Below are 26,564 nucleotides of genomic sequence, written 5' to 3'. Positions count from 1 at the left end.
ACATCACTGATTCTTAAAGGAGCCTGACATGAGCAAAGTCAGCAGCGAATTCGTTTCTCTCAACCTTGCGGTATTGACCGTGTCTGAACGCCGTACGGCGGAAGACGATACCTCCGGCGACTATCTACGCGAAGCGGCGCAGTCCGCAGGGCATCATATTGTCGACAGCGCCATTGTGAAAGAGAACCTGTATCAGATTCGGGCACAAGTCTCGGCGTGGATTGCCCGCGACAATGTGCAGGGTATTTTGATTAACGGTGGCACGGGCTTTACCGCAGGGGATGTGGTGCCGGAAGCCATTAGTGTCTTGTTCGACCGGGAAATAGAAGGTTTCGGCGAACTGTTTCGCATGGTGTCCTATGAAGATATTGGTACGGCGACGCTACAATCCCGTGCGCTTGCCGGTCTGGCTAATCAGACGGTGATTTTCGCCATGCCGGGTTCGACTCGTGCCTGCCGAACTGCATGGGAACGCATCATTCAGGAACAATTGGATGCGCGTCAGAAACCGTGCAATTTTTACCCGCACGTAAAAAAATTCTCTTAACGGTAAGCCTTATTCACTATGTCATCATCTAAGCCACAATTGACCCACATTAACGCCGCTGGCGAAGCTGCAATGGTGGATGTTTCCGCCAAAGCGGAAACCGTGCGTGAAGCCCGCGCAGAAGCCTTCGTTGAAATGGCTCCACAGACGCTGGCGATGATTATTGCCGGTAGCCACCATAAAGGTGATGTGTTCGCCACCGCACGCATCGCTGGGATTCAGGCTGCGAAACGTACCTGGGAACTGATCCCACTCTGCCATCCGTTGCTGCTGAGTAAAGTCGCTGTCGAGCTGGAAGCACAGCCGGAGCACAATCGCGTTCGTATCGAGTCCGTTTGTCGCCTGACGGGCAAAACCGGCGTGGAGATGGAAGCGCTGACTGCCGCCTCTGTTGCTGCGTTAACCATCTATGACATGTGCAAGGCCGTGCAGAAAGATATGGTGATCGGCCCGGTACGTCTGTTGGCGAAGAGCGGCGGAAAGTCCGGGGATTTTACGGCGGAGGGGTCATGATTAAGATTCTGTTTTTTGCACAGGTGCGTGAACTGATCGAAACAGACAGTCTGTCTCTGCCTGCGGATTATGGCACTGTGGAGGATGTTCGACAGGCGCTGTGTCTGCGTGGTCCGCGTTGGGAATTAGCATTGGAGCCCGGCAAGCTGTTGGCGGCGGTCAATCAATCGTTGGTTGAGCTGACTCATCCGCTACAGGACGGTGATGAAGTTGCCTTTTTCCCACCAGTAACGGGAGGTTGATCGTGGCAGAAACGCGCATTCGGGTCGGCGAAGAGAACTTCAACGTGGGTGATGAGTACCAGTGGCTGTCACAGTGTGATGAAGACGGTGCGGTAGTGACGTTCACTGGCAAAGTGCGTAATCACAATCTGGCGAAAAACGTCAGCGCACTCACGTTGGAACATTATCCCGGCATGACGGAAAAAGCGCTGGCGGAGATTGTTGAGCTGGCACGCGAACGCTGGGAACTGCCACGTGTGAGCGTGATTCATCGGGTAGGCGCACTTTATCCGGGGGATGAAATTGTGTTTGTCGGCGTCAGTGCCGCCCACCGCAGCGCCGCATTTGATGCAGCTCAATTCATCATGGATTACCTGAAAACCCGTGCGCCATTTTGGAAGCGGGAAGCCACGCCGGAAGGTGAGCATTGGGTGGAGTCCCGTGACAGTGATAAACAGGCCGCGCAGCGCTGGTAGTTGATTTCTGTGTTAGGATAAAAGGATGGCGGGGAGAGAATATTCAGTCTCGATCCCCCAATCAGGCGGTTCGCGCCGCGTTAATCAGATAACTTTATGCAAAGGTAACATCATGGACAGATATCCACGCTCGGGTTCAATCGTTGAGCGCTCGCAGTCTGGTCTCCAAGCCTATATGGCACAAGTTTATGGCTGGATGACCTGCGGCCTGCTGCTGACGGCATTCGTTTCGTGGTACGCGGCGAATACGCCTGCCGTACTGAATTTTGTTTTTTCCAGCCAGATCACTTTCTTCGGACTGATCATTGCCCAACTGGGGCTGGTCTTTGTTATTTCCGGCATGGTTCAGCGTCTGAGCGGTGCGGTCGCTACGTCGCTGTTTATGCTCTATTCGGCGCTGACGGGGCTGACGCTCTCCAGCATTTTCATCATGTACTCCGGTGAATCTATTGCCAGCACCTTTGTCATTACGGCAGGGATGTTCGGTGCGATGAGTCTGTACGGCTACACCACGAAGCGTGATTTAAGCGGCTTTGGCAGCATGTTGTTTATGGCGCTGATCGGGATTGTACTGGCTTCGCTGGTGAACCTGTGGCTGAAAAGTGAAGCGCTGATGTGGGCAGTAACCTATATCGGTGTGGTGGTGTTTGTCGGTTTGACCGCGTATGACACCCAGAAGCTGAAAAACATCGGCGAGCAGTTGTCTGTTGATGACAAAGATAGCTTCCGTAAATATTCCATCGTGGGCGCGTTGACCCTGTATCTCGACTTTATCAACCTGTTCCTGATGCTGTTGCGTATTTTCGGTAATCGTCGTTAATTTTACATCAGCGATCTGGCGCGAAGAGTCGCGCCAGATCGTTCCCTTCCTGTCATTCCCCGATATATTTAAGCAATATTCCGTCGAAAAATAGCGTAGGCTGCCGAACCGGTGGTCAGCGTGATGATGAGCAATGGCCATAAACTGCCCCAGATAATGCTGAAGTCCGCGTCCTTGAGGTAAATCTGCTTCGTTATATCGGTGAAGTGACGGATGGGGTTCACCCAGGTGATGTGCTGCAACCAAATCGGCATGTTCTCAACCGGTGAGACATAGCCGGAAAGCAGAATCGCAGGCATCAGAAAGACGAATACGCCGATAAAGGCCTGCTGTTGTGTTGAACAAAGCGAGGAAATCAGCAGGCCGAAGCCGACCAGAGACAGGCCATAGATCAGCATCGTGGTGTAAAACAGCAGCAGCGATCCGGCGAAAGGAATATGGTATATCAGTATGCCCGCCAGCAGTACGATCGTGGCCTGAAACGTGGCGACAATCAGTGCAGGCACGGCTTTGCCAATGAAGATCTGACTGGTAGACAGCGGCGAAACCAGTAATTGTTCCAACGTGCCTTGTTCTCGCTCACGCGCGACGGAGAGGGCGGTGACAATCAGCACGCCGATAGTAGTTATCATGGCAATGAGCGATGGCACCACAAACCATTTATAGTCCAGATTTGGGTTATACCAGTGGCGTACCACCAGCTCGCTGTTGTTATGAAATAAATTGCTCTGATTAGCGCTGCTTTGAGCCGGTCTGGCTGCCAGCAATTCCAACTGATAATCACGAACGATATGCTGTACGTCGTTGGCAGCGATCTGTGCGCTGTTAGAGCGTCGGCCATCCAGAATAAGCTGAAGCGAGGCGCTGTTTCCGCTGGCTATATCTCGCGAGAACTGTGGTGGGAAACGCAGAATGAGAAGTGCGTGCTGATTATCCAGCGTCGGTGCCACGTCTTGCGAACTATGCAGCATGAGTACGTGAGAAAAGGATTTTGCTTTGGCAAAGCGCTGTGTCAGCTCTATCGCGTGGGGGCCGCTATCTTCGCTATAAATTGCAATGGTCGCGTTGGTCACGTCGAGCGTCGCGGCGAAGGGAAATAGGGAAACCTGAAGGATAACAGGCAGCACCAGAATGGATCGCGTTTGCGGATCGCGCAGCAGCGATTGCAGTTCTTTAATAATCAACGTCCACAGACGATGCAACATAATCGCTCCCTAATCCAGTCTGCGTCGTGTTTGCCAGGCCGTCAGACCAATGAATACAACCGCGGAAAGAATCAGAAACAGCAGGTTAGTTATCAGCACCGTACCGATATTTCCCGCGAGAAACAGCGTTTGTAGCGTACTGACGAAATAGCGCGCCGGAATGATGTATGACACGCCTCGGACAAATTCCGGCATGCTGTCGATTTCAAAAATAAAGCCAGACAGCATGATGGCGGGTAGAAATGCCGCATTCAGCGCCACCATGGCGGCGTTGAACTGGTTGCGGGTGAGGGTGGAAATCAGTAACCCCATACCCAGCGTGCTGGCAAGAAACAGGCTACTGATAATAAACAGCAAAATCAGTGAGCCGCGATAGGGCACCTGCATGATGAAGGTTGAGACCAGAATACACAGCGTCATGGCGATCATCCCAAGGACGTAATATGGGATGAGTTTAGATAGCAGCAGCTCCGCACGAGTGACCTGCGTAGAGAGCAGAGCTTCCATCGTTCCGCGTTCCCACTCGCGGGCGATCACCAGAGAGGTGAGAATAGCCCCAATCACCGTCATGATGATAGTAATTGCACCGGGAATAATGAAATGTTGGCTGATGGCCGCCGGATTAAACCAGTAGCGTGATTGCACCTCAATGAGCTGTTCGAACGTGTGGCCGCGATCTTCTGCCTGCTGCTGTTGCCACAGCAACCAGATTCCTTCCGCATACCCTTGAACAAAATTTGCCGTATTGGGTTCGCTGCCGTCGGTGATGACCTGAATCGGCGAGCGATCGCCCGATCGCGCCAGCCGTTCGGCAAAATCGGTGGGGATCACGATCAGGCCGCGAATGCTGCCTGCCTGCATTTGCTGAATCAACTGCTGACGGTTATTACTGATGGTCGGCGCGATAAACGGCGAGGCTGCAAACGTATTGGCCAGATCGCGCGCTTCTTCACTCTGCTGTTCCAGCAGAATACCGACGTGCAGGCGGCTGGAGTCCAGATTGATGCCGTAGCCGAAAATAAACAGCAACAGCAACGGAATCACGAATGCAATTAACCCGCTGCTGGGATCTCGCAAAATTTGGCGCGTCTCTTTCAGGCATAGCGCCCGAAGACGACGACCGGAAAAATGCGTGCTGCCGTGCTGGTTCGCGTTGTTCTGTTCAGCCACGTTCTGCCTCCCCATCGTAAGTCTGAATCAGCGTAATAAATGCTTCTTCCATTGTTGGCGATGGTGTTTGTGTGCTGGCAGCTTGATGTTTCAACTCGTCCGGTGTACCGCTGGCGATCAGTTTGCCGCGATACACCAGCCCGATGCGGTCACAGTATTCGGCTTCGTCCATAAAGTGGGTGGTGACCATGACAGTCACACCGCGATTGACCATGCCGTTGATGTGTATCCAGAACTCGCGTCGGGTTAGCGGATCGACACCGGAGGTCGGTTCGTCGAGAAACAGAATATCGGGTTCGTGCATCAGCGCACAGGCTAGCGCCAGGCGCTGTTTGAAGCCCAACGGCAGAGCATCCGGCGTTTGGCGGTAAATTGGTTGAAAGTTGAAGGCTTCGGTCATACCGGCCATTTTATCGCGCTGCGCTTTGCCCGTTAGCCCATAAACACCGGAGAAAAACCGCAGATTCTGTTCGACGGTCAGGTTACCGTAGAGCGAGAATTTTTGCGCCATGTAGCCCAAATGTTGGCGTGCTTTGCCGGAGCTGGTTTTCAGATCCATATCGAGCACCAGCGCTTTGCCCTCGGTTGGCACCAGCAGGCCACACATCATTTTGAAGGTGGTTGATTTACCTGCACCGTTCGGGCCGAGGAGACCGAAAATTTCACCTCGTTTCACCTGAAAACTGACGTGATCGGTCGCGGCGAAATCGCCAAATTTTTTCGTCAGCGCCTGTGCCTCAATCACCGTCTCACCGCCGCTGACGTCAATCTGTGGCATGATGCCCGCCAGCGATGAATCATTGGCTGGGCCGCCGCCCAACAGATCGATAAACGCATCCTCAAAGCGCGGATCGGTATCGTGCAGGCTGCCAGCTTCCAGATGCAACGCTGAAAGCAGAGATGCCCGATCTGCCTCCGGTTTTAGCATCAGCCTGACGTATTGCCCCTGAATCACGCCGTCACTGACCTGTGGCAGACGTAGCGCTTCCTGCAAGACATCCCGATGTCGGCGAGTTCCGGTATCAACCAGAATGCAGCGTCCCGCCATGCGTGCGGTCAGATCGCTTGGCGCACCGCGATACAGCAGCTCGCCTTCATTCAGCAGCAACACATCCCGACACTGTTCTGCTTCATCGAGATAAGACGTACTCCACAAGATCAACATGCCGTCGTCAGCCAGTTCGTGCACCATTTGCCACAGTTCACGGCGCGATATGGGGTCGACACCGACGCCTGGCTCATCCAGCAGAAGTACCTTAGGTTGTCCCAGCAGCGTACAAGCCAGTCCCAGTTTCTGCTTCATGCCGCCAGACAGCTTGCCCGCCAGTCTGTCGGTAAAGCGGGTTAAGTCGGTAAATGACAGCAAACGATCAAAGGTTTCTTTGCGAACATCGCCAGTGATACCGCGTAAGTCGGCATACAGCGTTAGGTTTTCCATTACCGTCAGATCTTCATACAGACCGAACTTCTGCGGCATGTAGCCCAGAATGGCATGTAGCTGACGATCCTCTGTGATGGGGTCAAGATTAGCCACTCGCAGCGTGCCGTGGCTAGGCGTTAATAATCCTGCCAGCATGCGTAGTAGGGTGGTTTTCCCTGCACCATCGGGGCCGACAAGTCCGGTCACTGCGCCACTGCGTATCTCGGCAGTGAGGCTGGTCAGTGCCGGTTTTTCCTGTCCGGCAAAGCGCTTCTCCAGCCCGTCCAACGCAATCTGCGTGGGAGAATCAGTCATGGAGAACGGGCTCAATGGCGTGATTGTTCTCCCCAGCGCGCGCATCCTCAAAACGCAGCGTGACTGGCATTCCTTGTCGTAGCCCATCATCGGGATCGGTAACCACAATACGTAGGCGGTAAACCAGATCGGTGCGCAAATCTTCTGTTTCGACGCTTTTCGGCGTGAATTCGGCACTTGGCGACACAAAGCCGACTTTGCCGCGATAAGGCTGGTCGGGGCGGCCATCGGTATAAACCAGCATTTGGCTACCGGGAACGATGTGGCCGAGATCTTTCTCGCTCACGTAGGCGCGCACCCAAACGGGGCGGGTCAGGGAGAGGGTGAAAACGGTACTGCCCGCTGCCAGCATGCTGCCTTTTTCGGCGGCGCGGGTGAGGATCACGCCTGGTGAGGGGGCAAGCAGTTCGGCGTCCTGTTTATCCAGTTCAGCCTGTGCCAGTGCGGCTTCGGCCTGTGCCACTGCCGCCTGCGCGGCGGCAATTTCTTGCGGTCGATTACCGCTTTCAAACTGGCTTAGTTTGTCTTTCGCTGCCTGTAGTGCCGCAAGCGCCTGATTACGCGCTGTTCTGGCATCGTCCAGCATGTTGGCGGAAATGGCGCGTTTATCCCACAGCCCCTGCTGACGTTGGTAGAAGCTGTTGGCGTAATCATAGGCCGCCTGACTCTGAACAACCTGAGATCGTACCTGCGCGATCTCTTCCTGTCTGTAGCCTTCCTGCGCCAGTTGAAGCTGTGCCTGTGCACTGGCGAGGTTTGCCTGCGCCTGATGTTGTGCATTCACGTAAGGCGCGGCGTCGAGTGTTGCTAGCGCTTGACCTGCCTGTACGGTATCGCCCTCATCAACGTTTAATTCGGTCACTCTGCCGCTGACGCGGAAGGCCAGATTGACGGTGCGGATATCCACATTGCCGTAGAGCGTTAATGGTTTTTCCCGTTGCTGATGGTGGTGATAAAAGCTGTAGCCTGCACCGAGCAGGACAAGAACGAGGGCGGCGAACGCCAGTTTTCTCTTGTTCATCACGCATAATTCCTTGTTTATCAGCGGTGAGCTTGTCGACGGTAGCGATCCCGCAGTCCGTGCAGAGGACTCGTCGTCTCTTATTTCTGTAAGCTATTAATCATAAGATGGGTTACAGAGGTTTACGGTGATTTATAGCGATCTGTCTCACAAAAATACATGTCCCCAGTCGAATGGCTCCCACGTATTACTCTTTGTATTCGGCATATCACCTTATTTTTGTTAAGGAATTGAAAATAAACGGTAGCTATTGTAATTAATTTAATTGAATGATAATAATTGTCATTAGTAATTACATCTTTACTGGTGCCGACAGAGTGGTTTGGCAGCATTGAGGTTGTGCCACAGGGTGTAAACCTTGTGTCCAATGCCAGAGCCAATAGTCATCCGCCAAAGTGTTTCGCGTAAGGCGAAGCATTTTGGCATTTTTTTGTCTGTGCTGCGGCGAGTGGTCGGCCACAGACGATGATTTTTATTCACGGTTGGATACATAACCAAAGGGGAAGGACAGTGAACCAGATGCGCACTTTACTCGCATTGATGCCATGCGTGCTGATTGCTCCTGCGTATGCACAGGATGACACGACCAAAAAGGGTGATTCGAGCGACGATGAGATGGTGATTACCGCCTCACGTTCGAATATCCAGCAGCAGAAAGCGCCGCAGGTGGTCACGGTGATTACCAAAGAGCAAATCGAGCAGCAGATGCAGGTCACTTCTGACTCATCGCAGATTCTGAGTAATCTGCTGCCTTCGTTCTCCCCCAGCCGTCAGAAAATGAGCGGCAGCGGTGAAACTTTCCGCGGTCGTGCCGCTTTGGTTATGATCGACGGAATTCCGCAATCTAACCCGCTGCGTCCGACCGGACGTGAGATGCATACGGTCGATTACTCAATGGTCGAACGCATCGAAGTGATTCACGGCGCCAACGCCACCAATGGGATGGGCGCAACAGGTGGGGTGATTAACATCATTACCCGGCGGCCGGAAAACGGTTCGTTTAATCAGCACGTTAACGTACAGACCACGATCCCGACTGAGAAGATTCGCGGTGAAACTGCCAGCTATAAAACCACCTATCGGGTCGACGGACGTGAAGACTATCTCGACTACCTGTTTTCGATTGGTTATGAGAATCAGGGACTGTATCTGGACGGCAACAATCGACCCATCGGCGTGGATAACACGCAGGGCGATACCATGGATTCACGCGCTTACGATCTGCTGGCGAAAGTAGGGTACTGGCTGGATGACTATCAGCGTATTCAGTTGAGCGTGAACCGCTATAACATTAAAGGTGAGAATAACTACCTCAGCGTAGACGGCGTGCGCAGGCTCGGTATTCCAACCACTTCGGTACGTGGTACGCCGCAGGGTGAAGCACCGAATAACAGCATTTGGACAACAGGCTTAACGTATGAACACCACGACCTGGCAGGGATGAAGCTGTCCGCACTGGTGTTTAATCAGCGTTATGAGGCGCTGTTTGGCGCAACCTTGTCGGACACCTTCCAGGATACCTCCATTGCACCCCGTGGTTCGCTTTACGATCAATCCCGCTCAGTGGCCAATAAGTACGGTACTAAGCTGGCATTGACCAAAGACGACCTGCTGGATGACACGCTGAAAGTCACGGTGGGTTTCGATACGCTATACGATAAAGGTAAACAGGATCTCTACCTGACCAAGCGTACCTATGTGCCGGAGATGGAGTACACCAACTATTCACCGTTTATTCAGGCTGAATATCAACTACTGGATAATGTCACGCTTCATGCGGGCGTACGCCACGAAATCGCCAAACTTCAGGTGGGTGATTATCGAACGCTGGCCTCCAGTACGGCCACCCAGGCAGACAATAGCGTAAGCGTTGAGGGCGGCAGTCCGAAATTTAACGAAACGTTGTATAACGCCGGTATTGTCTATGCCGCGACGGATTCACTCAGCCTATTTGCTAACTACTCGGAAGGGTTTGGGATGCCGGACGTTGGCCGTGCGCTGCGTGCTATTGAGCAGCCTGGTATTAGTCTGAAAAACTTTGATGGCTTTAAGCCGATTGTCACGGATAACGTAGAAACGGGATTCAGATTTAAACGTGATAAGTTTGACTTTGAAGCCAGTTACTATGAGTCCAAGTCAAAATTGGGTGAGCGCGTTCTGGCACAAGGTGATGTCTTTGTGTCCCAGCGTCAACGTACCCAGATCCGTGGTGTAGAGGTGAGTGCGGGCTACCAGATTAACGACCAGCATAAAATTAATGCTTCTTACGCCCACAGCGAGGGGAAGTATGACAGCAATGGCGACGGTAAAGTGGATAAAAAATTCAACGGGCTGAATATCGCCCCGGATCGTCTCATCACCAGTTGGTCGGCAAACTGGAACGATCAATGGAGTTCATTCGTGCAGGCGAATTATGCTTTCGGCCGCAGCTTTGACGATGCAGGCATGGCGTTTGACGGCTACCTGCTGATGGATGCTGCCGTGGGGTACAAACTGCCATATGGTCGCCTCAATGTGGCGGTGGCTAACCTGTTGGATAAACAGTACATCACCTATTACTCGCAGGCTGCACTCAATAACAACACGCGCTATTTCTCTGGGCGTGGGCGCACGATGACGCTGGGTTATTCGATTGATTTCTAAGATTACCTTGTTTAGCGATGTCCAAAAATCAGCAACACGGCGGCGTTTTACGCTGGCCGTGTTGTTGTTTTTTCTGCTAGTGACGCTGACGCAAGCGGCAGAACCGTCGCGTCAGGTTCAGCATGCGCTGGGTGTGACTACCGTGACGGGGACGCCGCTGCGCATAGTGACATTGTTTCAAGGCGCGACCGACTCCGCTGTCGCGCTGGGAATCAAGCCGATTGGTGTGGTGGAATCGTGGAGTGAGAAACCGATTTACCGCTACCTTCGCTCCGCGTTGCAGGGCGTGACGCTGGTCGGGCTGGAAACGCAGCCTAGTCTGGAAACCATCGCGCTACTTAAACCCGATCTCATCGTGGCATCGACTTTTCGGCATGAGAAAATCTACGGCCTGCTGTCGCAGATCGCGCCGACGATTGCGCTGGACAAGGTGTCTGAATTCAAGGACACGGTACAGATGATGGGCGTCGCGCTGAACAGGGAAGATAAGGCGAACGAGATTTTATCCCACTGGGATCGACGCATGCATTCGCTGCGTGACAGGCTAAAGGCCCGATTCGGCGAACGCTGGCCGCTTAGCGTTTCCATTCTCGAATTCCGTGAAGATCACATGCGTAGCTATCTACCCGCCAGCTTTGCCGGGTCGGTGCTGTCGGAAATCGGTTTTGTCTGGTCGCGGCCAGAAAGTTACACGTCAGGTGTGATGCAAAAGCTTACGAGTAAAGAGAGCATTCCCGTGGTGGATGCCGATCTGTTTTTTGTGCTGCTGCGTTCAGACAAGCCAGCGGTGGCGCAGAATTATCGGGATTGGCAGGCCCATCCGCTTTGGCAGCGGCTGCATGCCCCTCGACAGCAGCAGGTGTATCCGGTCGATAACGTTGCTTGGAGCCTGTCTGGTGGTATTTTGGGAGCGAATAATATGCTGGACGATATCGAACGGCAGTTTGCTGGCAAGGCCGAATCTGCGGGTAAAGAACGCGATATCGTAGAGGAGAGTCAGACGCGATGAGACAGGGCATCGTGATGGTAGCCGGTATCACACTGCTGCTATTGAGTATCGTTGCCAGCCTGATGCTGGGGCAAACTACGATTTCGTTTGGCGCGGTATTCAGCGCACTGTTCCATTACGATCCGCAGCAGATCGATCACATTCTGGTGCTGACGACCCGCCTGTCGCGGACGGTGATTGCCATCGTCGTCGGTGCCAGCCTTGCCGTTGCCGGGGCGTTAATGCAGGCGTTAACGCGTAACCCGCTAGCCTCGCCGGGGATATTTGGTATTAATGCTGGAGCTATGTTTACCGTCGTGCTGCTGTCTTCGTTGTTGACCCTTTCCTCGCAGGTTGCGCTGGCGTGGACGGCCTATCTGGGGGCTGCTGTTGCTGGCGTCATGGTGTATATGTTGGGAACGTTAGGGAATGCGCGTTCCAGTCATTTACGCATCGTGCTGGCCGGTGCGGCTATCAGCGCACTGTTTATTTCGTTTACACAGGCGCTGCTGGTTATCAATCAGGATGGGTTGGACAGTATGCTGTTTTGGCTGGCCGGTTCGGTATCCGGGCGCAATCTGTCGATGCTGTTGCCGCTTCTGCCATATTTTGTGATCGCGCTATGTCTCACGCTGCTGCTGGCGCGCCACCTGAATATTCTGGTGGCGGGCGATGAGATCGCCAAAGGGCTGGGGCAGCGTACTGCGCTGGTACGTGCGCTGTCTGGGCTGTGCGTGATTGGGCTAGCGGGCGGCGCAGTGGCGATAGCCGGAAATATCGGTTTTGTCGGGCTGATCGTGCCACATATTGTGCGGCGAGTACTGTCAGCCGATCACCGCTGGCTGTTGCCCGGCTGTGCAATTTTCGGTGCCACGCTGCTGCTGCTGGCCGATGTCGCCGCGCGTTTGCTGATAGTGCCGCAGGAAGTGCCGGTCGGGGCAATGACCGCGCTGTTGGGGGCACCTTTCTTTATTTATTTGGCGAGAAGGGGGCTGCGACATGGGTAACGTATACACCGTGCGCGTGGGGAGCCTTTCGCGCCAGATTGATTTACGCACGTCAGTAGTAGCGATCTCGCTCCTTCTGGTGCTATTGGCTGTCGTGTTCCTCTCGCTGTCGCTGGGGCAGGTTGTGCTATCGCCCACGCAGGTCATGTCGGCGCTGCTGGGAAAGGCAGACAGCGGCGTGCATTTTATCGTCAACGACCTGCGTTTGCCGCGCGCGCTATTGGCGCTGTTGGTCGGGGGGGCGCTGGCGATATCCGGTTTGATTCTGCAAAGTATTGTACGTAATCCGCTGGCTTCGCCGGACATTCTGGGGATTACCAGTGGCGCATCGGCAGCAGCAGTATTCTTTCTCTCGTTTCTGGCGACGGCCATCAGCCAGCGCTGGCTCCCACTGGCGGCGATGGGCGGAGCGTGGATGACGGCGATAGCTATCTATTTGCTGGCTTGGAAGCAAGGGGCCGCGCCGCTGCGCTTGGTGCTGGTCGGCGTTGGACTGTCCGCTATCATGGGCGCGGCGGTCACGATGATGCTGGTGTTTAGCCCGATTGGAACGACATTGACGGCCTATGTCTGGTTAACGGGCAGCATCTATGGTGCACAGTGGCAGCATGTAGCGGCGCTGGCTGGATGGTTGCTGCTCAGTGCGCCATTTCTGGTAGGGCTGGCGCGACATGTCAATGTGCATGAACTCGATGACGCGCTAGCCTGCGGTGTTGGTCAGTCTGTCGCGCGTATTCGGCTCGCGCTGTTAACGCTGAGCGTTGCGCTGGCCGGTGCAGCTATTGCCTACGCCGGAGCGATGGCGTTTGTCGGCCTGCTGGCACCGCATATTGCGAAAAAGCTGGCGAGCCGTTCATTCCCTGGGTTGGCGTTGGTGTCTGCACTGACGGGCGGCTTATTGGTGATGGTGGCCGATTTAATGGGGCGTACGGCGTTCTTGCCGCTGGATTTACCTGCCGGCATTTTTATCTCCGTACTCGGAACGCCCTTTTTTATCTATTTATTGCTTCGGCAACGCTATTGAGATCGTAAGGTTATGCTGTCAAAGAATGTACCTCCAGCAAATAACGGTTCCCTCGATGCGATTGCCAGCCAGTCGCTGACGCTAAGCTACGATAAACAGATCGTCATTGACGCGCTGGATATTTCGCTACCCGCGCAGAAAATTTCGGTGCTGGTGGGCAGCAACGGCTGCGGCAAGAGCACGTTATTAAAGTCATTCGCCCGCTTGCTGAAACCAACGAGCGGAACAATTATTGTCAACGGGGCGGATATCCATCGGCAATCCACCGTTGAGGTGGCGAAATCTCTGGCAATTTTGCCGCAAACGCCGACTGCGCCGGAAGGTCTGACGGTATATCAACTGGTGAAGATGGGGCGTTACCCGCACCAGTCGTGGTTGAGACAGTGGTCGGAAACGGATGAGGAAAAAGTCCTTGAGGCGTTGCGCAGTACTGGCGTGCTGGCATTAAAGGATCGCACGGTAGATTCGCTGTCCGGTGGCCAGCGTCAGCGGGTATGGATCGCGATGACGCTGGCACAGGATACCGACATCGTCCTGCTGGATGAGCCGACGACTTACCTCGATCTGGCGCATCAGATGGAGGTGTTGGATTTGTTACGGGAGTTGAACCTCCAGCAGCAGAAAACCATCGTTATGGTGCTGCACGATTTGAACCTGGCGTGTCGTTACGCGCATCATATGGTGGCGGTGCATGACCGGACGGTATTTGCTCAGGGGAATCCGCGCGACATCCTTACTGAAGCCACGGTAAAGACGGTGTTCAACCTGAATTGTCGCATCATTGACGACCCGTTCTTCGGCACGCCGCTGTGCATTCCGTTTGGGCGTGAAGTCACGGAAGCCATGACTGATGTCGGTTAATCGTCTGACGGCACCGCAGTGGGCAATGTTATCCGGCACATTGCAATTGACGGATGCCTCGCAGCGGACAGGTCATGATGGTTGTCCGAGTGGGAGAGTATTGGATCCTGACTATTGTCGCTGGCTGCTGGAAACGTTGACGCCACCGTTACTCTCGCCGTCGATCAAGATTACCGCTTCGCTACTGGCGAAGCGGATAGGGTTCTTAACCACGGCTGCCAGCCTGTACGCCATGTCGGTGTATAACAAAGGGCTGAATATGACGTTGGATAACAGCGTGTTGGAATTCGGACACCACCACCTGTGGACATCGACGATGCCGCTTTACGATCTCACGGTGTCTCAACCAGAAACAGGGCAGCGGGAGGCGTGGCGCGATAATTTGTTCGACACCCTGTTTGCTCAACACCTGTCGCCGATCCTGCATACGTTGTCAGCGGTGTCGGGTGTACCGCTGCGTATTTTGTGGGAGAACGTCGCCGTGCGGGTGTTTTCGTTATACGAGCAGCGTATTGAGTGGGACGATCCTGCGGCAGTGTGTTCGCCGGGAATGACGCTGATACAGCAGGTGCAGCAGGATTTTGACGCTTTGTTGGCTGCACCCGGTGAGCGTTTTGGCTGTGATGATAATCCGCTAAGGCCGTTCTTTCGTGCGAAAACGCGAGTTTCTGCTGTGGGAAGTGCGGTGAGCTTTCGTGAGGTGCGATTTCGCCGCACCTGCTGTTTTTATTACAAGGCGTCGCAGCCGCAGGAATATTGCAATAACTGCCCGTTATTGCGTCCCGCCAGAAAAATGGGCTGACACAGATAAAAATCCCTTAGTGGTCAGAATCTCTGCTACAATCGTCGGCAGTCATGCACCGTAGTTGTGCTCGTTCACCGTGGTTGTTGCGTATGTTGTTGTTACGTGAGTTGTTACGTTAATAGTGGCCCGCCAAACCCGTCTTACTGACCCTCTGAAAACTACACCGGCTGCTGTCCGGTCAGAGCGGATCTGGAGTTGTTCTTTTTATGTCATTTGATTCTCTCGGCCTGAGTGCCGATATTCTGCGCGCGATTGAAGAGCAGGGTTATCGCGATCCTACCCCCGTTCAGCGTCAGGCGATTCCTGTCGTGCTGGAAGGGCGTGATTTAATGGCCAGCGCCCAAACGGGTACAGGTAAAACGGCGGGCTTTACGCTGCCGTTATTACAGTTGCTGACCAGTCGTGAAGCGCAGAATAAAGGGAAAGGTCGCCGTCCGGTACGGGCTCTGATCTTGACGCCAACCCGTGAGCTGGCAGCGCAGATTGATGAGAACGTGAAGGCGTATAGCAAGTACTTGCGCCTGCGTTCACTGGTTGTATTCGGCGGTGTAAGCATTAACCCGCAGATGATGAAACTGCGCGGCGGCGTGGATATTCTGGTGGCGACGCCAGGGCGTCTGCTCGATCTGGAACATCAGCACGCCGTTGATCTGTCTCAGATCGAAATTCTGGTGCTGGATGAAGCGGACCGTATGCTGGATATGGGCTTCATCCATGATATTCGTCGTGTACTGGCGAAGCTGCCCGCTAAACGCCAAAACCTGCTGTTCTCCGCGACCTTCTCGGATGAAATCAAAGCGCTGGCGAACAAACTGCTGACCAATCCCGCTTCTGTTGAAGTCGTGCGTCGTAATACGCCGTCTGAACTGGTCACGCAGCATGTACATTTTGTAGATAAGCGCCGTAAGCGTGAACTGCTGTCGCAGCTGATTGGTGAAAATAATTGGCAGCAGGTATTGGTCTTTACCCGTACCAAGCACGGTGCTAACCATCTGGCTGAACTGCTGGAAAAAGACGGCATTACTGCGGCTGCTATCCACGGGAATAAAAGTCAGGGTGCGCGTACGCGTGCGTTGGCGAACTTCAAAGATGGCAGCATTCGCGTGCTGGTGGCAACGGATATCGCCGCGCGGGGTCTGGATATCGACCAACTGCCGCACGTGGTGAACTATGAGCTGCCGAACGTGCCAGAAGATTACGTTCACCGTATTGGCCGTACCGGCCGTGCGGAAGCAACGGGTGAAGCGCTGTCGCTGGTGTGTGTGGATGAACACAAACTGCTGCGTGACATCGAACGTCTGCTGAAGCGTGAGATTCCGCGTATTGCTATTGAGGGTTACGAGCCGGATCCGTCCATCAAGGCCGAGCCGATTGTGAATGGCCGTCAGGGCAACCGTGGCGGCGGCGGTGCGCGTAACTCGGCACCTCGCGGTCAGTCTGAACGCAGCGAACGTAGTCAAGGTCAGGGCGAACGTCGTTCAAATGATGGCAACCGCCAGCCGCGCAAGCCGGGCGGCAATAGCGATAGTCCGTGGGGTACTGGTGGAAAAGGTAAGGGCAGTGGCGAAGGCCAGCGCCGCGCGCCGCGTCCACAAAACCGCAGCAAACCAGCTGACAAGTAACATCGAAAGGGAGCCACTGGCTCCCTTTTTTATCGCGCTATTTTACTGTTGCGTGTTGTGCGACTGGACGATGTGGGCGATAAAACATCACTGCGTTCCCCGCCAGAATCAGCTGCAGACCGATAAGTGCGTTGGATCGCCTTCAAATAGCGTTAACGCGAACGGCGTACCAGCAGGAACGCGACACCTGCGAGTGCATAACAGATAAAGATCACGAGCGCCATGGAGAGCGCCGATGTGCCATTAATACCGGTCAATGGCGTGCTGATGGCGCCGAGCATAAACAGGCTCATACCAATCAGCGCGGAAGCGCTGCCCGCCAGATTCCCTTGTCCCTGCATGGCTAGCGTGGATGCGCAAGGTCCGATCAAGCCAATTGCGGAAACCGTAATGAACAGCGGCACCATAATGATGGGCAGAGACGCTTGTACGAAGCCTGCCAGCAGCAGCGCCAGCGCCGCCAGAATCGCCATACACAGCGCCATTTTCAACACGGCCAGCTCGCCTTTTCTACGGCACAGCGGCGTGGCGATCTGCGCGGCGATCACCATGCCGATGCCATTAGTGGCAAAACACAGGCTAAAGGCTTGCGGGCTGAGCTGATAGACCTCTTGCAACACGAACGGCGAGGCGCCGATATACGCGAACATGCCTGCGCCGATCAGTCCTTGCGTCAGGCATAAGCCCATAAATTCGCGTTGGGTCAGCAGTGTACCAATCGAACGCAACAACTTGCCAATCCCACCCGTGATGCGCCGTTCGGGCGGCAGCGTTTCTTGCAGACGCCAGGCGGAAAGCGCGATTAACAAAATGGCGATCGCCGAGAGTGCAATAAAGATGCCGCGCCAGTCCATCATATTTAACAGCACGCCGCCCATCACTGGTGCCAGGATCGGCGCCAATCCGTTAATCAGCATCAGCAGGGCAAAAAAGCGCGTCAGATCGTAGCCACTGTAGAGATCGCGTGCGATGGCGCGCGATAACACGGCGCCGCCCGCCCCGGAGGCCCCTTGCAAAAAGCGGGCGATGATCAACAGGTGGATATCCGGTGCTAGTGCACACCAGATGGAGGTGAGCAGAAAGATCGCCAGCGAGAACAGTAACGGGCCGCGTCTGCCTCGTGCATCACTGAGCGGGCCAAACAGCAATTGCCCGACGCCAAGGCCGAGCAACCCGGCGGTCAGACTCAGTTGCACGGTAGATGCTGATGTGGACAGCTCGTTGCTGAGTTCGGGCAACGCAGGCAGATAGAGGTCGGTACAAAGTGGACCGAGTGCGGCCAGCAGGCCGAGAACCAACGCATAACTCAAGCGGGTCGCGCCGTGCAGCGGCTGTGTATCAGTATTATTCATGGTGTTCAGGCATCGAAAAAAGATGATTTAACAAAGTGAGATAGAGCGGGTTCAGCGTGTCGTCTGTCGCCGGCGACTGCACGACGGAACGAAACGCCGTCCCTTCGGTAAGGGTCGCCATCATTTCTACTCGAGCGGCGATTTGTGCGTGAGTGAACTGTGGATAGTGTCGAGCCATCATGGTACAGGCCTGTTGAAACAGGCGGTTATCCGCATCTTGCAGGATTGCTGCGATGCGTGCATTGCGCGTGGCTTCGGCGGTCACTTCCAGCATCAGCGCGCGGTCATCTTCCCGCACTGAACCTGCATCCATTTTGCCGCGCTGCGAGAACGCTAGCGCCGCATGGCGGATATGGCTGTCGTGATCGACGCCGAATTCCATAAACTGCAACTTGTCGTTGGTGATCCTTCGGACGATCTCTTCGATAATAGCGTCTTTATTGGCAAAATAGCGGTAGATCTGCCCCACGCTCAGTTCGGCGTGTTTGGCAATTTCAGCCATCCCGCCGCCGTGGAATCCACCACGGCGAAAGCAGATCCTCGCCGCCGCAATGATCTGGTCACGACGGCGTTGGATTCGTTCTTCTTTACCCATTACTGCATGCATGTGGACCCCTTTAACGTCAGGAAAATGCGCTTTACGAAAGGCTTACAAAAACTTATCAACGTGATGAAACAAGCTTCTTTAAAATTGAGAATGAACGTTCATTCTCAATGATAGGGCATGATTTCATGCAAAGTAAGCACTTTATTTTTATGTTGGTATTACTGGCTGCCGGATGTCGTGACAATGCTTCCTCGACGGCGGCTGTGCCAGCGACGGACGTCACGGTGCAAACGTTGCACACAGAGTCGATCCACTTGAACAGTGAATTAACCGGCAGGGTGACTGCCGCATTGGTCTCCGAAGTGCGTCCGCAGGTAGATGGCATTATTCAAAAGAGACGGTTTACTGAAGGGAGTGAAGTGAAGGTGGGGCAGGTGTTATACCAGATCGACCCTGCCACTTATCAGGCCGCTTACGATGAAGCGGCCGCCGCGCTGAAAAATGCGCAGGCCAGCGTACATTCAAGCAGGCTCAAGGCGGAACGCTACGCGCGCCTGCTGAAAAGTGAAGGCGTGTCGCAGCAGGATGCTGACGATGCGCAAAGCACGTATGAGGCCGCTATCGCCAACGTAGCGGAGAAACAGGCAGCGCTCAACACCGCACGCATTAACCTGAACTACACGCAAATCAAAGCCCCGATCGCTGGACGTATCGGGATCTCGTCGGTTACACCCGGCGCGTTGGTGATCGCCAGCCAAACCACTGCGTTGGCGACCATTCGTCAACTCGATCCCATCTATGTCGACTTGACGCAATCCAGCCGTCAGCGGCTGGCGCTTCAGGCCATGCAGAAAGCCGACGACGTGCCCGTCACTCTGATGTTGGAAAATGGAACCACTTATCCCTACACCGGTACGCTGCGGTTAGCGGAAGTGGTGGTGGATGAATCGACAGGCAGCGTGACGCTGCGCGCTGAATTCCCCAATCCGCAGCACCTGTTGTTGCCTGGTATGTATGCGCGCGCGAGTGTCGTACAAGGCGAAGATCCGAAAGCGATTCTGGTACCGCAACAGGGCATCACGCGTGATGCCAAAGGGAATGCCGTCGCGCTGGTGGTGAATGACCAGCAGAAGGTGGAACAGCGCACCGTGGTGACGGAACAAGCCATCGGCAACCGCTGGCGGGTGACGGAAGGCTTAACGCAAGGCGATCGCGTCATTATTGAAGGCACGGACAAAGTCAGCGTCGGGCAATTCGTCAACCCTGTTGACGTCTCCGCGACGACGACTGACACGGCAGACAACGCGATAGTGACCGTTCAGACGCCTGCCGACACCACGGAGGCAAAGTAACCGATGTTCTCGCGTTTCTTTATTCATCGCCCGGTCTTTGCCTGGGTGATCTCAATTGCCATCATGCTGGCTGGGGTGTTCGCGATCGCTTCTCTGCCCATTGCCCAGTATCCCGATGTGGCGCCGCCCTCCGTCTCTATCAATGCGACTTATGCTGGTGCCTCGGCGGAAACACTGGAAAACAGCGTCACGCAGGTGATTGAACAGCAGCTCACAGGTCTGGATGGATTGCTCTATTTCTCCTCCTCTAGCAGTTCGAGCGGCAATGTCAACATTACCGCGACCTTTGAGAAAGGCACTAATCCCGATACCGCGCAGGTACAGGTACAAAACAAGGTACAGCAGGCGTTGACGCGCCTGCCTACTGAAGTGCAACAGCAAGGCGTCACCGTCACCAAATCCCAAAGCAACTTTCTGCTGATCATGTCGTTGTACGACAGCAGCGATAAAGCCAGCTCGGCTGATATTGCCGACTACATGGTCAGCAACCTGCAAGATTCTCTGGCACGTGTGGCCGGTGTGGGTGATGTCAAAGTGTTTGGTTCGCAGTATGCAATGCGTATCTGGCTCAATCCGACCCAATTGGCGGCTTACAGCCTGATGCCCTCCGATATCTCCACGGCTATCGAAGCACAGAACGTGCAGGTGGCGGCAGGTAAAATCGGCGCATTGCCCGCTCGCAGCGATCAGCAACTCACCGCGACCGTTATGGCGCAATCGCAGCTCAAAACCGTCGAACAGTTCAACAAGATTGTAGTGAAAAGCGACACCAACGGTGCGTTGGTACGTCTGAGCGATGTCGCGCGCGTAGAGCTGGGCGATGAAGATTACAGCATCATGACACGCCTGAATGGTCATCCGGCGGCGGGGATTGCGGTGATGCTGGCACCGGGCGCAAATGCTCTGGCAACAGCGGAGCGGGTGAAGGCTCAGGTGGCGGAATATGAACACACCATGCCGCAGGGCTACCAGATCGGCTATCCGAAAGACAGTACCGATTTCATCAAAATGTCCATCGAAGAGGTGGTGAAAACGCTGTTTGAAGCCATTGTGCTGGTGGTGGCGGTGATGTTTCTGTTCCTGCAAAACTGGCGGGCGACGCTGATTCCCGCTATTGCAGTGCCGGTGGTACTGCTGGGGACGTTCGGCATACTCTCGGCATTCGGCTACTCGATCAACACCTTGACGCTCTTCGGTATGGTGCTGGCGATTGGTCTGCTGGTGGATGACGCTATTGTGGTGGTGGAGAATGTAGAACGCCTGATGCGAGAGCAGCGTCAGTCCCCGCTCGACGCCACCGAAAATTCCATGCGTGAAATTTCCAGCGCACTGATCGGTGTGGCGCTGGTATTGAGCGCTGTGTTTCTGCCGATGGCGTTTTTCGGTGGATCGACAGGCGTGATCTATCGCCAGTTCTCTATCACGATCGTGTCGGCCATGGCACTGTCAGTGCTGGTAGCCTTAACCTTAACCCCGGCACTGTGCGCCACCCTGTTGCGCCCGGTCACTCACGATGCGAACGGTGTCGGCTTCTTCGCCCGTTTTAATCGCGCTTATCAGCGTCTGCAAGACGGACATCGCGGTCAGGTAGCGCAGATCTTGCGGCGTCCGCTGCGCTTTGTATTGTTGTATGGCGCGATTGTTGTGGGGATGGGACTGTTGCTGATACGTCTGCCGACCGGCTTTTTGCCGACGGAAGATCAGGGTGACGTGATGGTGCAGTTTACGCTGCCGCCCGGCGCGACCGCGGCCCGTACCGAGAACGTAGGCAAAGAGATTGAACGCTATTTCTTGACGCAGGAGAAAGATAACACCAAGGCCATTTTCGTTATTACCGGGTTCGGTTTTAGCGGCAGCGGGCAGAATGCCGGCATGGCGTTCGTGGCCTTGAAAAACTGGAGCGAACGCTCAGGCGCGACGAATCGCGCTGATGCGATAGCCCAGCGTGCGATGGCGTCGCTCTCGTCGCTGCGTGATGCGCAGGTGTTCAGCCTGACGCCGCCAGCGGTGGACGGTCTGGGGCAATCGAGCGGCTTTACCTTCGAATTGCAGGCCAGTGGCACCACAGACCGCACCGCGCTGTTGGCAATGCGCGATCAATTGTTGGCGGAAGCGCGTAAAAGCCCGCTGCTCTCTGCGGTGCGTCCTAACGAGTTGGCGCAGATGCCGCAGTTGCAGGTGGATATCGATAACGAGAAAGCCAATGCGCTCGGCCTCTCCATGAGCGATATCACCGCGACGCTCAGCAGCGCCTGGGGCGGCACCTATATCAACGATTTCCTCGATCGCGGCCGGGTGAAAAAAGTCTATATGCAGGGCGATGTTGATACGCGTAGTAAGCCGGAGGATCTGGATAAGTGGCATGTGCGCGGCAGCGGTGATGCCATGACGCCATTCTCTGCTTTCGCCTCTACTCGCTGGACGTTCGGGCCGGAAAGCCTCTCGCGTTACAACGGACTCGCCTCCTATGAGATTCAGGGGAGCGGTGTATCCGGTGTCAGTTCTGGTAAGGCGATGGACGAAATGGCGCGTCTGGCGAAAGCCTTGCCGCAAGGCACCACCTATGCCTGGAGTGGTCTGTCGTATCAGGAACGTCTGGCAAGCGGGCAAACCTCTGCGCTGTACGCCATCTCGATTCTGGTGGTGTTCCTATGCCTGGCGGCACTGTATGAAAGCTGGAGTATTCCTTTCTCCGTCATGCTGGTAATCCCGCTGGGCATTATTGGTGCCGTACTGGCGGCGACATTGCGCGGGCTTGAGAACGATGTCTACTTCCAGGTGGCGCTGTTGACCACCATTGGGCTATCCGCCAAGAACGCCATTCTGATCGTCGAGTTCGCCGAGCTGGCGTATCGACGCGGCGCGACGCTGTTTGAAGCGGCGTTAGAAGGGGCATCGGTACGTCTGCGCCCGGTATTGATGACCTCGCTGGCATTCATTATGGGGGTCTTGCCGCTGGCGATTGCCACGGGTGCGGGTGCAAACAGCCGTATCTCCATTGGTTCAGGCATCGTCGGCGGTACGCTGACGGCGACCTTCCTGACGATCTTCCTGATCCCGATGTTCTTTATGTTGGTGCGCCGCATTTTCCCCCAGATCAAACAGGATGCGAGCCACCGTACGCCGAAAAACGAAGAGAATAACCATGATGTATAACCTGAAGTGGATGGCGTTCATGCTGCCCTGGCTGCTCAGCGGATGCTTGTCGTTGGATCCGCACTATCAGCGGCCAATGTCTCCGGTATCCAAAAGCTGGCCGCAGGGCGCGGCCTATGGTGCTGGGCAAAAAGCCACGACGTCGGCAGGAGACATCCCGTGGCGCGAGGTGATTGTCAATGAAAAGCTGCGCCAGGTGATTGAACTGGCGCTGAGCGATAACCGCGATCTGCGTAAAGCGATCGCCGATGTTGAAGCGGCGCGGGCGCAATATGGCATTCAGCGTGCGGACACCTTGCCGACGATCAATGCCGGTATGGACGGCAGTCGAGGACGAGCGTTGACATCCTCAACGCCCGGCAGCGCCAACACTACGGCGATGACGCAAACCTACAGCGCCTCTCTCGCTAACAGTGCCTATACGCTGGATCTGTTTGGTAAAGTGCATAGTTTGAGCACGGCAGCGCTGGAGACTTATCTGTCGACTGCGGAGGCGGAGAAGCGCGTGCGCCTGACGCTGATTGCTGACACGGCGAGCGCCTATGTGACATTAGCGAAAGCGCGCAGTGATGTGGCGCTATCGCAACACACATTGCAAAGTGCGCAAGCATCGCTGGCGGTTACGCAAGAACGCCAGCGTAACGGCGTGGCATCCGGCGTGGATGTGGCGCAGGCGGAAACGGTCTATCAGCAGGCGCGTGCCGATGTTGCCAGCAATACCACCAGCGTAGCGCAATACATCAATGCGCTGAATTTGCTGGTGGGACAAACGGTAAACGACACGTTGCTGCCGGAGAATCTTGATGCGCTGGCGCACGCGGTGAAGCCGGTCGAGGCGGGGATAGACTCAACGGTATTGCTACAACGCCCGGACGTGCAGGAAGCGGAGCATACTCTGAAGTCGGCCAATGCCAACATCGGCGCGGCGCGTGCGGCCTTCTTTCCCAGCGTCACGCTGACGGCCAGTGGCGGAGTGAGCAGTACCGCGCTCTCCTCGTTGTTTAGTCAGGGAATGGGGGTATGGTCGTTTGCGCCCAGCATCAGCCTGCCGCTGTTTGACGGAGGGGCTAACCGGGCGTCGTTGGCTTACGCCGAAGCGCAGAAAAAGGGCTATATCGCCAGCTACGAGAAAGCCATTCAATCGGCCTTCAAAGAGGTCGCGGATGCGCTGGCGCGCAAAGGTACGTTGGAAGAACAGCGTGCCGCACTGTGGGATTACGTGGCGGCGGCGCAGCGCAGCTATCGTCTGGCGGACAGTCGCTATCGAGAAGGCGTGGATACCTATCTCAATATGCTGGAAGCGCAACGTACGCTGTATAGCGCGCAGAAAGATCTTATTGCGGTGGAACAAACGCGCCTGAATAACCTGATTACGCTGTATAACGCGTTGGGCGGCGGCGTAGCGACGTTGTAGCAGCGATGCTAGCCAGGGACGGCCAGAAAAGAAGATAGGCGCCAGGTCGGCATCATTGAGCACCATCTTTTCTATCCGGTATCGGCGATAAAATCAGACGTAGCGAAACGGCACGCCGCATGACGTGCCTAATCGGTCATTCGGCTTCGTCGCCGTAATACAGCTTACCGATGCGAATAATATCGCGCCCCTGTGATTTGCGATGCATATTGGAGTCGCGCAGGGAGTAGATGCAGCCGCAATACTCTTGCTGATAGAAACGTTCACGCTTGCTGATTTCGATCATCCGAGCCGAGCCGCCGCCTTTGCGCCAGTTGTAATCCCAGTAGGTGACGCCAGGATATTTCTGCGCCGCGTTCTGGCCACATTCGTTAATTTGCTGCATGTTTTTCCAGCGGGAAATTCCCAATGAGCTGGAAATAACGCTAAAGCCATTTTCCGCTGCATACAGCGCCGTACGCTCGAAACGCATATCAAAACACATGGTGCAACGAATGCCGCGTTCGGGTTCCCATTCCATGCCTTTGGCACGTTCGAACCAGTTATCCGAGTCGTAATCTGCATCGATGAAAGGCACGTTATGCTGTTCCGCAAAACGGATGTTTTCCTCTTTACGGATCAGATATTCACGCTGCGGGTGGATGTTGGGGTTGTAGAAGAAAATGGTGTAATCAATGCCAGAAGCGGTGATGGCTTCCATGACTTCACCAGAGCAGGGCGCACAGCAAGAGTGCAGCAGCAGTTTGTCTGCGCTATTGGGTAATGAAAGCTGTGGGCGCTTAAATTCTGCGGTTTTGACATTCGACATAAATAAACAGTCACTTCGTTGTGGTCCGTAAGGACGATAGCATCACAAATTCGTAACGAATTATTGATGATATGCTCATAAGAGGCAACCTCTGGGCGCATCTGGCGTTATCTTTCCCGCTGCATTATCCGTACAATACCCCCCTAGGATTGCCTGCTTTTTTGGCTGTGCAATGAATGGCTGTGATTAACGATAAAATGGTTACCGAGTAGCGTTATGCGTGTTTTGCTTGCCCCGATGGAAGGGGTTCTCGACTCATTAGTGCGAGAGCTACTGACCGAAGTAAATGATTATGATCTGTGCATCACCGAGTTTTTACGTGTTGTAGATCAATGCCTGCCGGTTAAATCTTTTTATCGTCTTTGCCCGGAGCTACATCATGCCAGCCGTACGCCGTCCGGCACGCTGGTGCGTGTGCAGCTACTGGGACAATACCCACAGTGGCTGGCGGAGAATGCCGCGCGGGCGGTAGAACTGGGGTCGTATGGCGTCGATCTTAACTGCGGCTGCCCGTCGAAGCTAGTGAACGGTAGTGGGGGCGGTGCGACGCTGTTAAAAGATCCCGAACTGATCTATCAGGGCGCAAAAGCCATGCGTGAGGCGGTGCCAGCGCATTTGCCGGTCACGGTGAAAATACGCCTGGGTTGGGATTCCGGCGCTCGTCAGTTCGAAATTGCCGACGCGGTACAGCAGGCAGGAGCCAGTGAGTTGGCTGTGCATGGTCGCACGAAAGAAGACGGTTACAAGGCTGAATGCATTAACTGGCAGGCAATCGGAGAAATCCGCCAGCGACTGCGGATTCCGGTGATTGCCAACGGTGAAATCTGGGACTGGCAGAGCGCACAGGATTGTATGGCGGCAACGGGCTGCGATGCCATCATGCTGGGGCGGGGGGCTTTGAATGTGCCAAACCTGAGCCGCGTGATTAAATATAACGAACCGCGTATGCCGTGGCCTGAGGTTATGTTACTGCTACAAAAATATGTGCGGCTGGAAAAACAGGGTGATACGGGGATGTATCACGTGGCGCGGATCAAACAGTGGCTTGGCTATTTGCGTAAAGAGTACGACGACGCCACCGCGTTATTCAGCGAGATTCGCACGCTGAAGACCTCAACGGAAATCGCACGTGTGATTGGTGAGCCATAAGCGCTCACCGTTTCCTCTCGTTATCTATTTTCCCATTCTTTGTTTTCCCCTCTTTGTTTCACACTTTTTGTTTCCCGATAGCGGCTGCTCAATTTTAACCCACTTCACTACTCTCCCGCGGCCTGCGC

23 protein-coding genes and 1 pseudogene are annotated in these 26,564 nt (G+C 54.9%); 16 read left to right on the top strand and 8 right to left on the bottom strand.

The genetic code is table 11. The features are described from left to right. Positions 1–28: 28 nt before the first annotated feature. The 5 genes from moaB (at position 29) to CLR69_RS08000 (ending at position 2,577) form a co-directional block, all read left to right on the top strand. Entirely contained in the window at positions 29–547 is a 519-nt protein-coding gene (moaB, locus tag CLR69_RS08020) for a molybdenum cofactor biosynthesis protein B (RefSeq protein ID WP_129713209.1), read from the top strand. A gap of 18 nt (positions 548–565) precedes the next feature. After that, positions 566–1,060 (top strand): cyclic pyranopterin monophosphate synthase MoaC, encoded by a 495-nt coding sequence (gene moaC / locus CLR69_RS08015; protein WP_011094349.1) that lies wholly within the window; start codon positions 566–568, stop codon positions 1,058–1,060. Then, positions 1,057–1,302, top strand: a complete 246-nt coding sequence (gene moaD / locus CLR69_RS08010) for a molybdopterin synthase sulfur carrier subunit (RefSeq protein WP_129704132.1) — start codon at positions 1,057–1,059, stop codon at positions 1,300–1,302. Before moaC ends, moaD begins: the two co-directional genes overlap by 4 nt. A gap of 2 nt (positions 1,303–1,304) precedes the next feature. Further along, positions 1,305–1,757, top strand: a complete 453-nt coding sequence (gene moaE, locus CLR69_RS08005) for a molybdopterin synthase catalytic subunit MoaE (RefSeq protein ID WP_129704134.1) — start codon at positions 1,305–1,307, stop codon at positions 1,755–1,757. A gap of 112 nt (positions 1,758–1,869) precedes the next feature. Continuing rightward, a complete protein-coding gene (locus CLR69_RS08000) occupies positions 1,870–2,577 on the top strand; it encodes a Bax inhibitor-1/YccA family protein (RefSeq protein WP_010280929.1) in 708 nt (235 codons plus the stop codon). 68 nt (positions 2,578–2,645) lie between these two features. Here CLR69_RS08000 and CLR69_RS07995 read toward each other — a convergent pair whose 3' ends face one another. The 4 genes from CLR69_RS07995 to hlyD are packed head-to-tail and all read right to left on the bottom strand — an operon-like array spanning position 2,646 to position 7,708. Further along, positions 2,646–3,782, bottom strand: coding sequence for an ABC transporter permease (locus CLR69_RS07995; protein WP_129713208.1), 1,137 nt, complete (start codon positions 3,780–3,782; stop codon positions 2,646–2,648). 9 nt (positions 3,783–3,791) lie between these two features. Continuing rightward, positions 3,792–4,967 (bottom strand): ABC transporter permease, encoded by a 1,176-nt coding sequence (locus CLR69_RS07990; RefSeq protein ID WP_129713207.1) that lies wholly within the window; start codon positions 4,965–4,967, stop codon positions 3,792–3,794. After that, entirely contained in the window at positions 4,945–6,687 is a 1,743-nt protein-coding gene (locus CLR69_RS07985; RefSeq protein ID WP_129713206.1) for an ATP-binding cassette domain-containing protein, read from the bottom strand. Before CLR69_RS07985 ends, CLR69_RS07990 begins: the two co-directional genes overlap by 23 nt. Beyond that, complete coding sequence (gene hlyD / locus CLR69_RS07980) at positions 6,680–7,708, bottom strand: secretion protein HlyD (protein WP_129713205.1); 1,029 nt, start codon at positions 7,706–7,708, stop codon at positions 6,680–6,682. The genes CLR69_RS07985 and hlyD overlap by 8 nt, the downstream gene beginning before the upstream one ends. 519 nt (positions 7,709–8,227) lie before the next feature. Between hlyD and CLR69_RS07975 the strand changes: the two genes are divergently transcribed. The 7 genes from CLR69_RS07975 to rhlE all read left to right on the top strand — a co-directional run bounded on the left by CLR69_RS07975 (position 8,228) and on the right by rhlE (position 16,658). Beyond that, positions 8,228–10,351 carry a TonB-dependent receptor gene (locus CLR69_RS07975; protein WP_129713204.1) on the top strand — a complete coding sequence of 708 codons (2,124 nt, stop codon included), beginning with the start codon at positions 8,228–8,230 and terminating at the stop codon, positions 10,349–10,351. Then, positions 10,341–11,360: an ABC transporter substrate-binding protein gene (locus CLR69_RS07970; protein WP_129713203.1), complete on the top strand. Its 1,020-nt coding sequence runs from the start codon at positions 10,341–10,343 to the stop codon at positions 11,358–11,360. The genes CLR69_RS07975 and CLR69_RS07970 overlap by 11 nt, the downstream gene beginning before the upstream one ends. Beyond that, positions 11,357–12,346, top strand: a complete 990-nt coding sequence (locus tag CLR69_RS07965) for a FecCD family ABC transporter permease (protein WP_129713202.1) — start codon at positions 11,357–11,359, stop codon at positions 12,344–12,346. The genes CLR69_RS07970 and CLR69_RS07965 overlap by 4 nt, the downstream gene beginning before the upstream one ends. Then, positions 12,339–13,370, top strand: a complete 1,032-nt coding sequence (locus CLR69_RS07960) for a FecCD family ABC transporter permease (protein WP_129713201.1) — start codon at positions 12,339–12,341, stop codon at positions 13,368–13,370. Before CLR69_RS07965 ends, CLR69_RS07960 begins: the two co-directional genes overlap by 8 nt. Before the next feature lie 12 nt (positions 13,371–13,382). After that, positions 13,383–14,231: an ABC transporter ATP-binding protein gene (locus tag CLR69_RS07955; protein ID WP_129713200.1), complete on the top strand. Its 849-nt coding sequence runs from the start codon at positions 13,383–13,385 to the stop codon at positions 14,229–14,231. Further along, entirely contained in the window at positions 14,221–15,033 is an 813-nt protein-coding gene (locus CLR69_RS07950) for an IucA/IucC family C-terminal-domain containing protein (protein ID WP_129713199.1), read from the top strand. The genes CLR69_RS07955 and CLR69_RS07950 overlap by 11 nt, the downstream gene beginning before the upstream one ends. Before the next feature lie 209 nt (positions 15,034–15,242). Then, the gene (gene rhlE, locus CLR69_RS07945) at positions 15,243–16,658 is read left to right on the top strand and encodes an ATP-dependent RNA helicase RhlE (protein WP_129713198.1); all 1,416 of its coding nucleotides are present in this window, start codon (positions 15,243–15,245) and stop codon (positions 16,656–16,658) included. Positions 16,659–16,695: 37 nt separating this feature from the next. Here the strand turns inward: rhlE and CLR69_RS23360 are convergent. From CLR69_RS23360 to CLR69_RS07930, 3 genes and pseudogenes are all read right to left on the bottom strand, one after another. Continuing rightward, positions 16,696–16,797, bottom strand: a pseudogene (locus tag CLR69_RS23360) (DMT family transporter); the annotation flags it as partial. Positions 16,798–16,810: 13 nt separating this feature from the next. Further along, entirely contained in the window at positions 16,811–18,010 is a 1,200-nt protein-coding gene (locus tag CLR69_RS07935; RefSeq protein WP_129713197.1) for a multidrug effflux MFS transporter, read from the bottom strand. After that, positions 18,003–18,617 carry a TetR/AcrR family transcriptional regulator gene (locus CLR69_RS07930; RefSeq protein WP_129713196.1) on the bottom strand — a complete coding sequence of 205 codons (615 nt, stop codon included), beginning with the start codon at positions 18,615–18,617 and terminating at the stop codon, positions 18,003–18,005. Before CLR69_RS07930 ends, CLR69_RS07935 begins: the two co-directional genes overlap by 8 nt. 125 nt (positions 18,618–18,742) lie before the next feature. Here CLR69_RS07930 and CLR69_RS07925 point away from each other — a divergent pair, with 125 nt between their 5' ends. The 3 genes from CLR69_RS07925 to CLR69_RS07915 are packed head-to-tail and all read left to right on the top strand — an operon-like array spanning position 18,743 to position 24,479. Beyond that, positions 18,743–19,909, top strand: coding sequence for an efflux RND transporter periplasmic adaptor subunit (locus CLR69_RS07925; RefSeq protein WP_129713195.1), 1,167 nt, complete (start codon positions 18,743–18,745; stop codon positions 19,907–19,909). Between the two features lie 3 nt (positions 19,910–19,912). Next, on the top strand, positions 19,913–23,065 hold the full coding sequence (locus CLR69_RS07920) for an efflux RND transporter permease subunit (RefSeq protein WP_129713194.1): 3,153 nt from the start codon (positions 19,913–19,915) through the stop codon (positions 23,063–23,065). Next, complete coding sequence (locus CLR69_RS07915) at positions 23,055–24,479, top strand: efflux transporter outer membrane subunit (RefSeq protein ID WP_422762866.1); 1,425 nt, start codon at positions 23,055–23,057, stop codon at positions 24,477–24,479. The genes CLR69_RS07920 and CLR69_RS07915 overlap by 11 nt, the downstream gene beginning before the upstream one ends. A gap of 136 nt (positions 24,480–24,615) precedes the next feature. Here the strand turns inward: CLR69_RS07915 and CLR69_RS07910 are convergent, their stop codons facing one another. Next, positions 24,616–25,287, bottom strand: a complete 672-nt coding sequence (locus CLR69_RS07910) for an epoxyqueuosine reductase QueH (protein ID WP_129713193.1) — start codon at positions 25,285–25,287, stop codon at positions 24,616–24,618. 216 nt (positions 25,288–25,503) lie between these two features. Between CLR69_RS07910 and dusC the strand changes: the two genes are divergently transcribed. Continuing rightward, entirely contained in the window at positions 25,504–26,436 is a 933-nt protein-coding gene (dusC, locus tag CLR69_RS07905; protein ID WP_129704164.1) for a tRNA dihydrouridine(16) synthase DusC, read from the top strand. Positions 26,437–26,564: the final 128 nt, after the last annotated feature.

Origin of the sequence: Pectobacterium zantedeschiae (genome assembly GCF_004137795.1) — a bacterium.
Taxonomy (GTDB): domain Bacteria; phylum Pseudomonadota; class Gammaproteobacteria; order Enterobacterales; family Enterobacteriaceae; genus Pectobacterium; species Pectobacterium zantedeschiae.
This window is presented reverse-complemented; position numbering and strand designations above follow the sequence as displayed.

Bases quoted from the DNA above. Each gene is read 5' to 3' on its own strand.
- CLR69_RS07965 (WP_129713202.1), top strand. From the start codon at position 11,357: ATGAGACAGGGCATCGTGATGGTAGCCGGTATCACACTGCTGCTATTG.
- CLR69_RS07975 (WP_129713204.1), top strand. From the start codon at position 8,228: ATGCGCACTTTACTCGCATTGATGCCATGCGTGCTGATTGCTCCTGCG.
- CLR69_RS07920 (WP_129713194.1), top strand. From the start codon at position 19,913: ATGTTCTCGCGTTTCTTTATTCATCGCCCGGTCTTTGCCTGGGTGATC.
- CLR69_RS07990 (WP_129713207.1), bottom strand. From the start codon at position 4,967: ATGGGGAGGCAGAACGTGGCTGAACAGAACAACGCGAACCAGCACGGC.
- CLR69_RS07960 (WP_129713201.1), top strand. From the start codon at position 12,339: ATGGGTAACGTATACACCGTGCGCGTGGGGAGCCTTTCGCGCCAGATT.
- CLR69_RS07915 (WP_422762866.1), top strand. From the start codon at position 23,055: ATGATGTATAACCTGAAGTGGATGGCGTTCATGCTGCCCTGGCTGCTC.
- dusC (WP_129704164.1), top strand. From the start codon at position 25,504: ATGCGTGTTTTGCTTGCCCCGATGGAAGGGGTTCTCGACTCATTAGTG.
- CLR69_RS07955 (WP_129713200.1), top strand. From the start codon at position 13,383: ATGCTGTCAAAGAATGTACCTCCAGCAAATAACGGTTCCCTCGATGCG.
- CLR69_RS07950 (WP_129713199.1), top strand. From the start codon at position 14,221: ATGTCGGTTAATCGTCTGACGGCACCGCAGTGGGCAATGTTATCCGGC.
- CLR69_RS07925 (WP_129713195.1), top strand. From the start codon at position 18,743: ATGCAAAGTAAGCACTTTATTTTTATGTTGGTATTACTGGCTGCCGGA.
- moaC (WP_011094349.1), top strand. From the start codon at position 566: ATGTCATCATCTAAGCCACAATTGACCCACATTAACGCCGCTGGCGAA.
- moaB (WP_129713209.1), top strand. From the start codon at position 29: ATGAGCAAAGTCAGCAGCGAATTCGTTTCTCTCAACCTTGCGGTATTG.
- CLR69_RS07930 (WP_129713196.1), bottom strand. From the start codon at position 18,617: ATGCATGCAGTAATGGGTAAAGAAGAACGAATCCAACGCCGTCGTGAC.
- CLR69_RS07995 (WP_129713208.1), bottom strand. From the start codon at position 3,782: ATGTTGCATCGTCTGTGGACGTTGATTATTAAAGAACTGCAATCGCTG.
- moaD (WP_129704132.1), top strand. From the start codon at position 1,057: ATGATTAAGATTCTGTTTTTTGCACAGGTGCGTGAACTGATCGAAACA.
- hlyD (WP_129713205.1), bottom strand. From the start codon at position 7,708: ATGAACAAGAGAAAACTGGCGTTCGCCGCCCTCGTTCTTGTCCTGCTC.
- CLR69_RS07935 (WP_129713197.1), bottom strand. From the start codon at position 18,010: ATGAATAATACTGATACACAGCCGCTGCACGGCGCGACCCGCTTGAGT.
- rhlE (WP_129713198.1), top strand. From the start codon at position 15,243: ATGTCATTTGATTCTCTCGGCCTGAGTGCCGATATTCTGCGCGCGATT.
- CLR69_RS07985 (WP_129713206.1), bottom strand. From the start codon at position 6,687: ATGACTGATTCTCCCACGCAGATTGCGTTGGACGGGCTGGAGAAGCGC.
- CLR69_RS08000 (WP_010280929.1), top strand. From the start codon at position 1,870: ATGGACAGATATCCACGCTCGGGTTCAATCGTTGAGCGCTCGCAGTCT.
- CLR69_RS07910 (WP_129713193.1), bottom strand. From the start codon at position 25,287: ATGTCGAATGTCAAAACCGCAGAATTTAAGCGCCCACAGCTTTCATTA.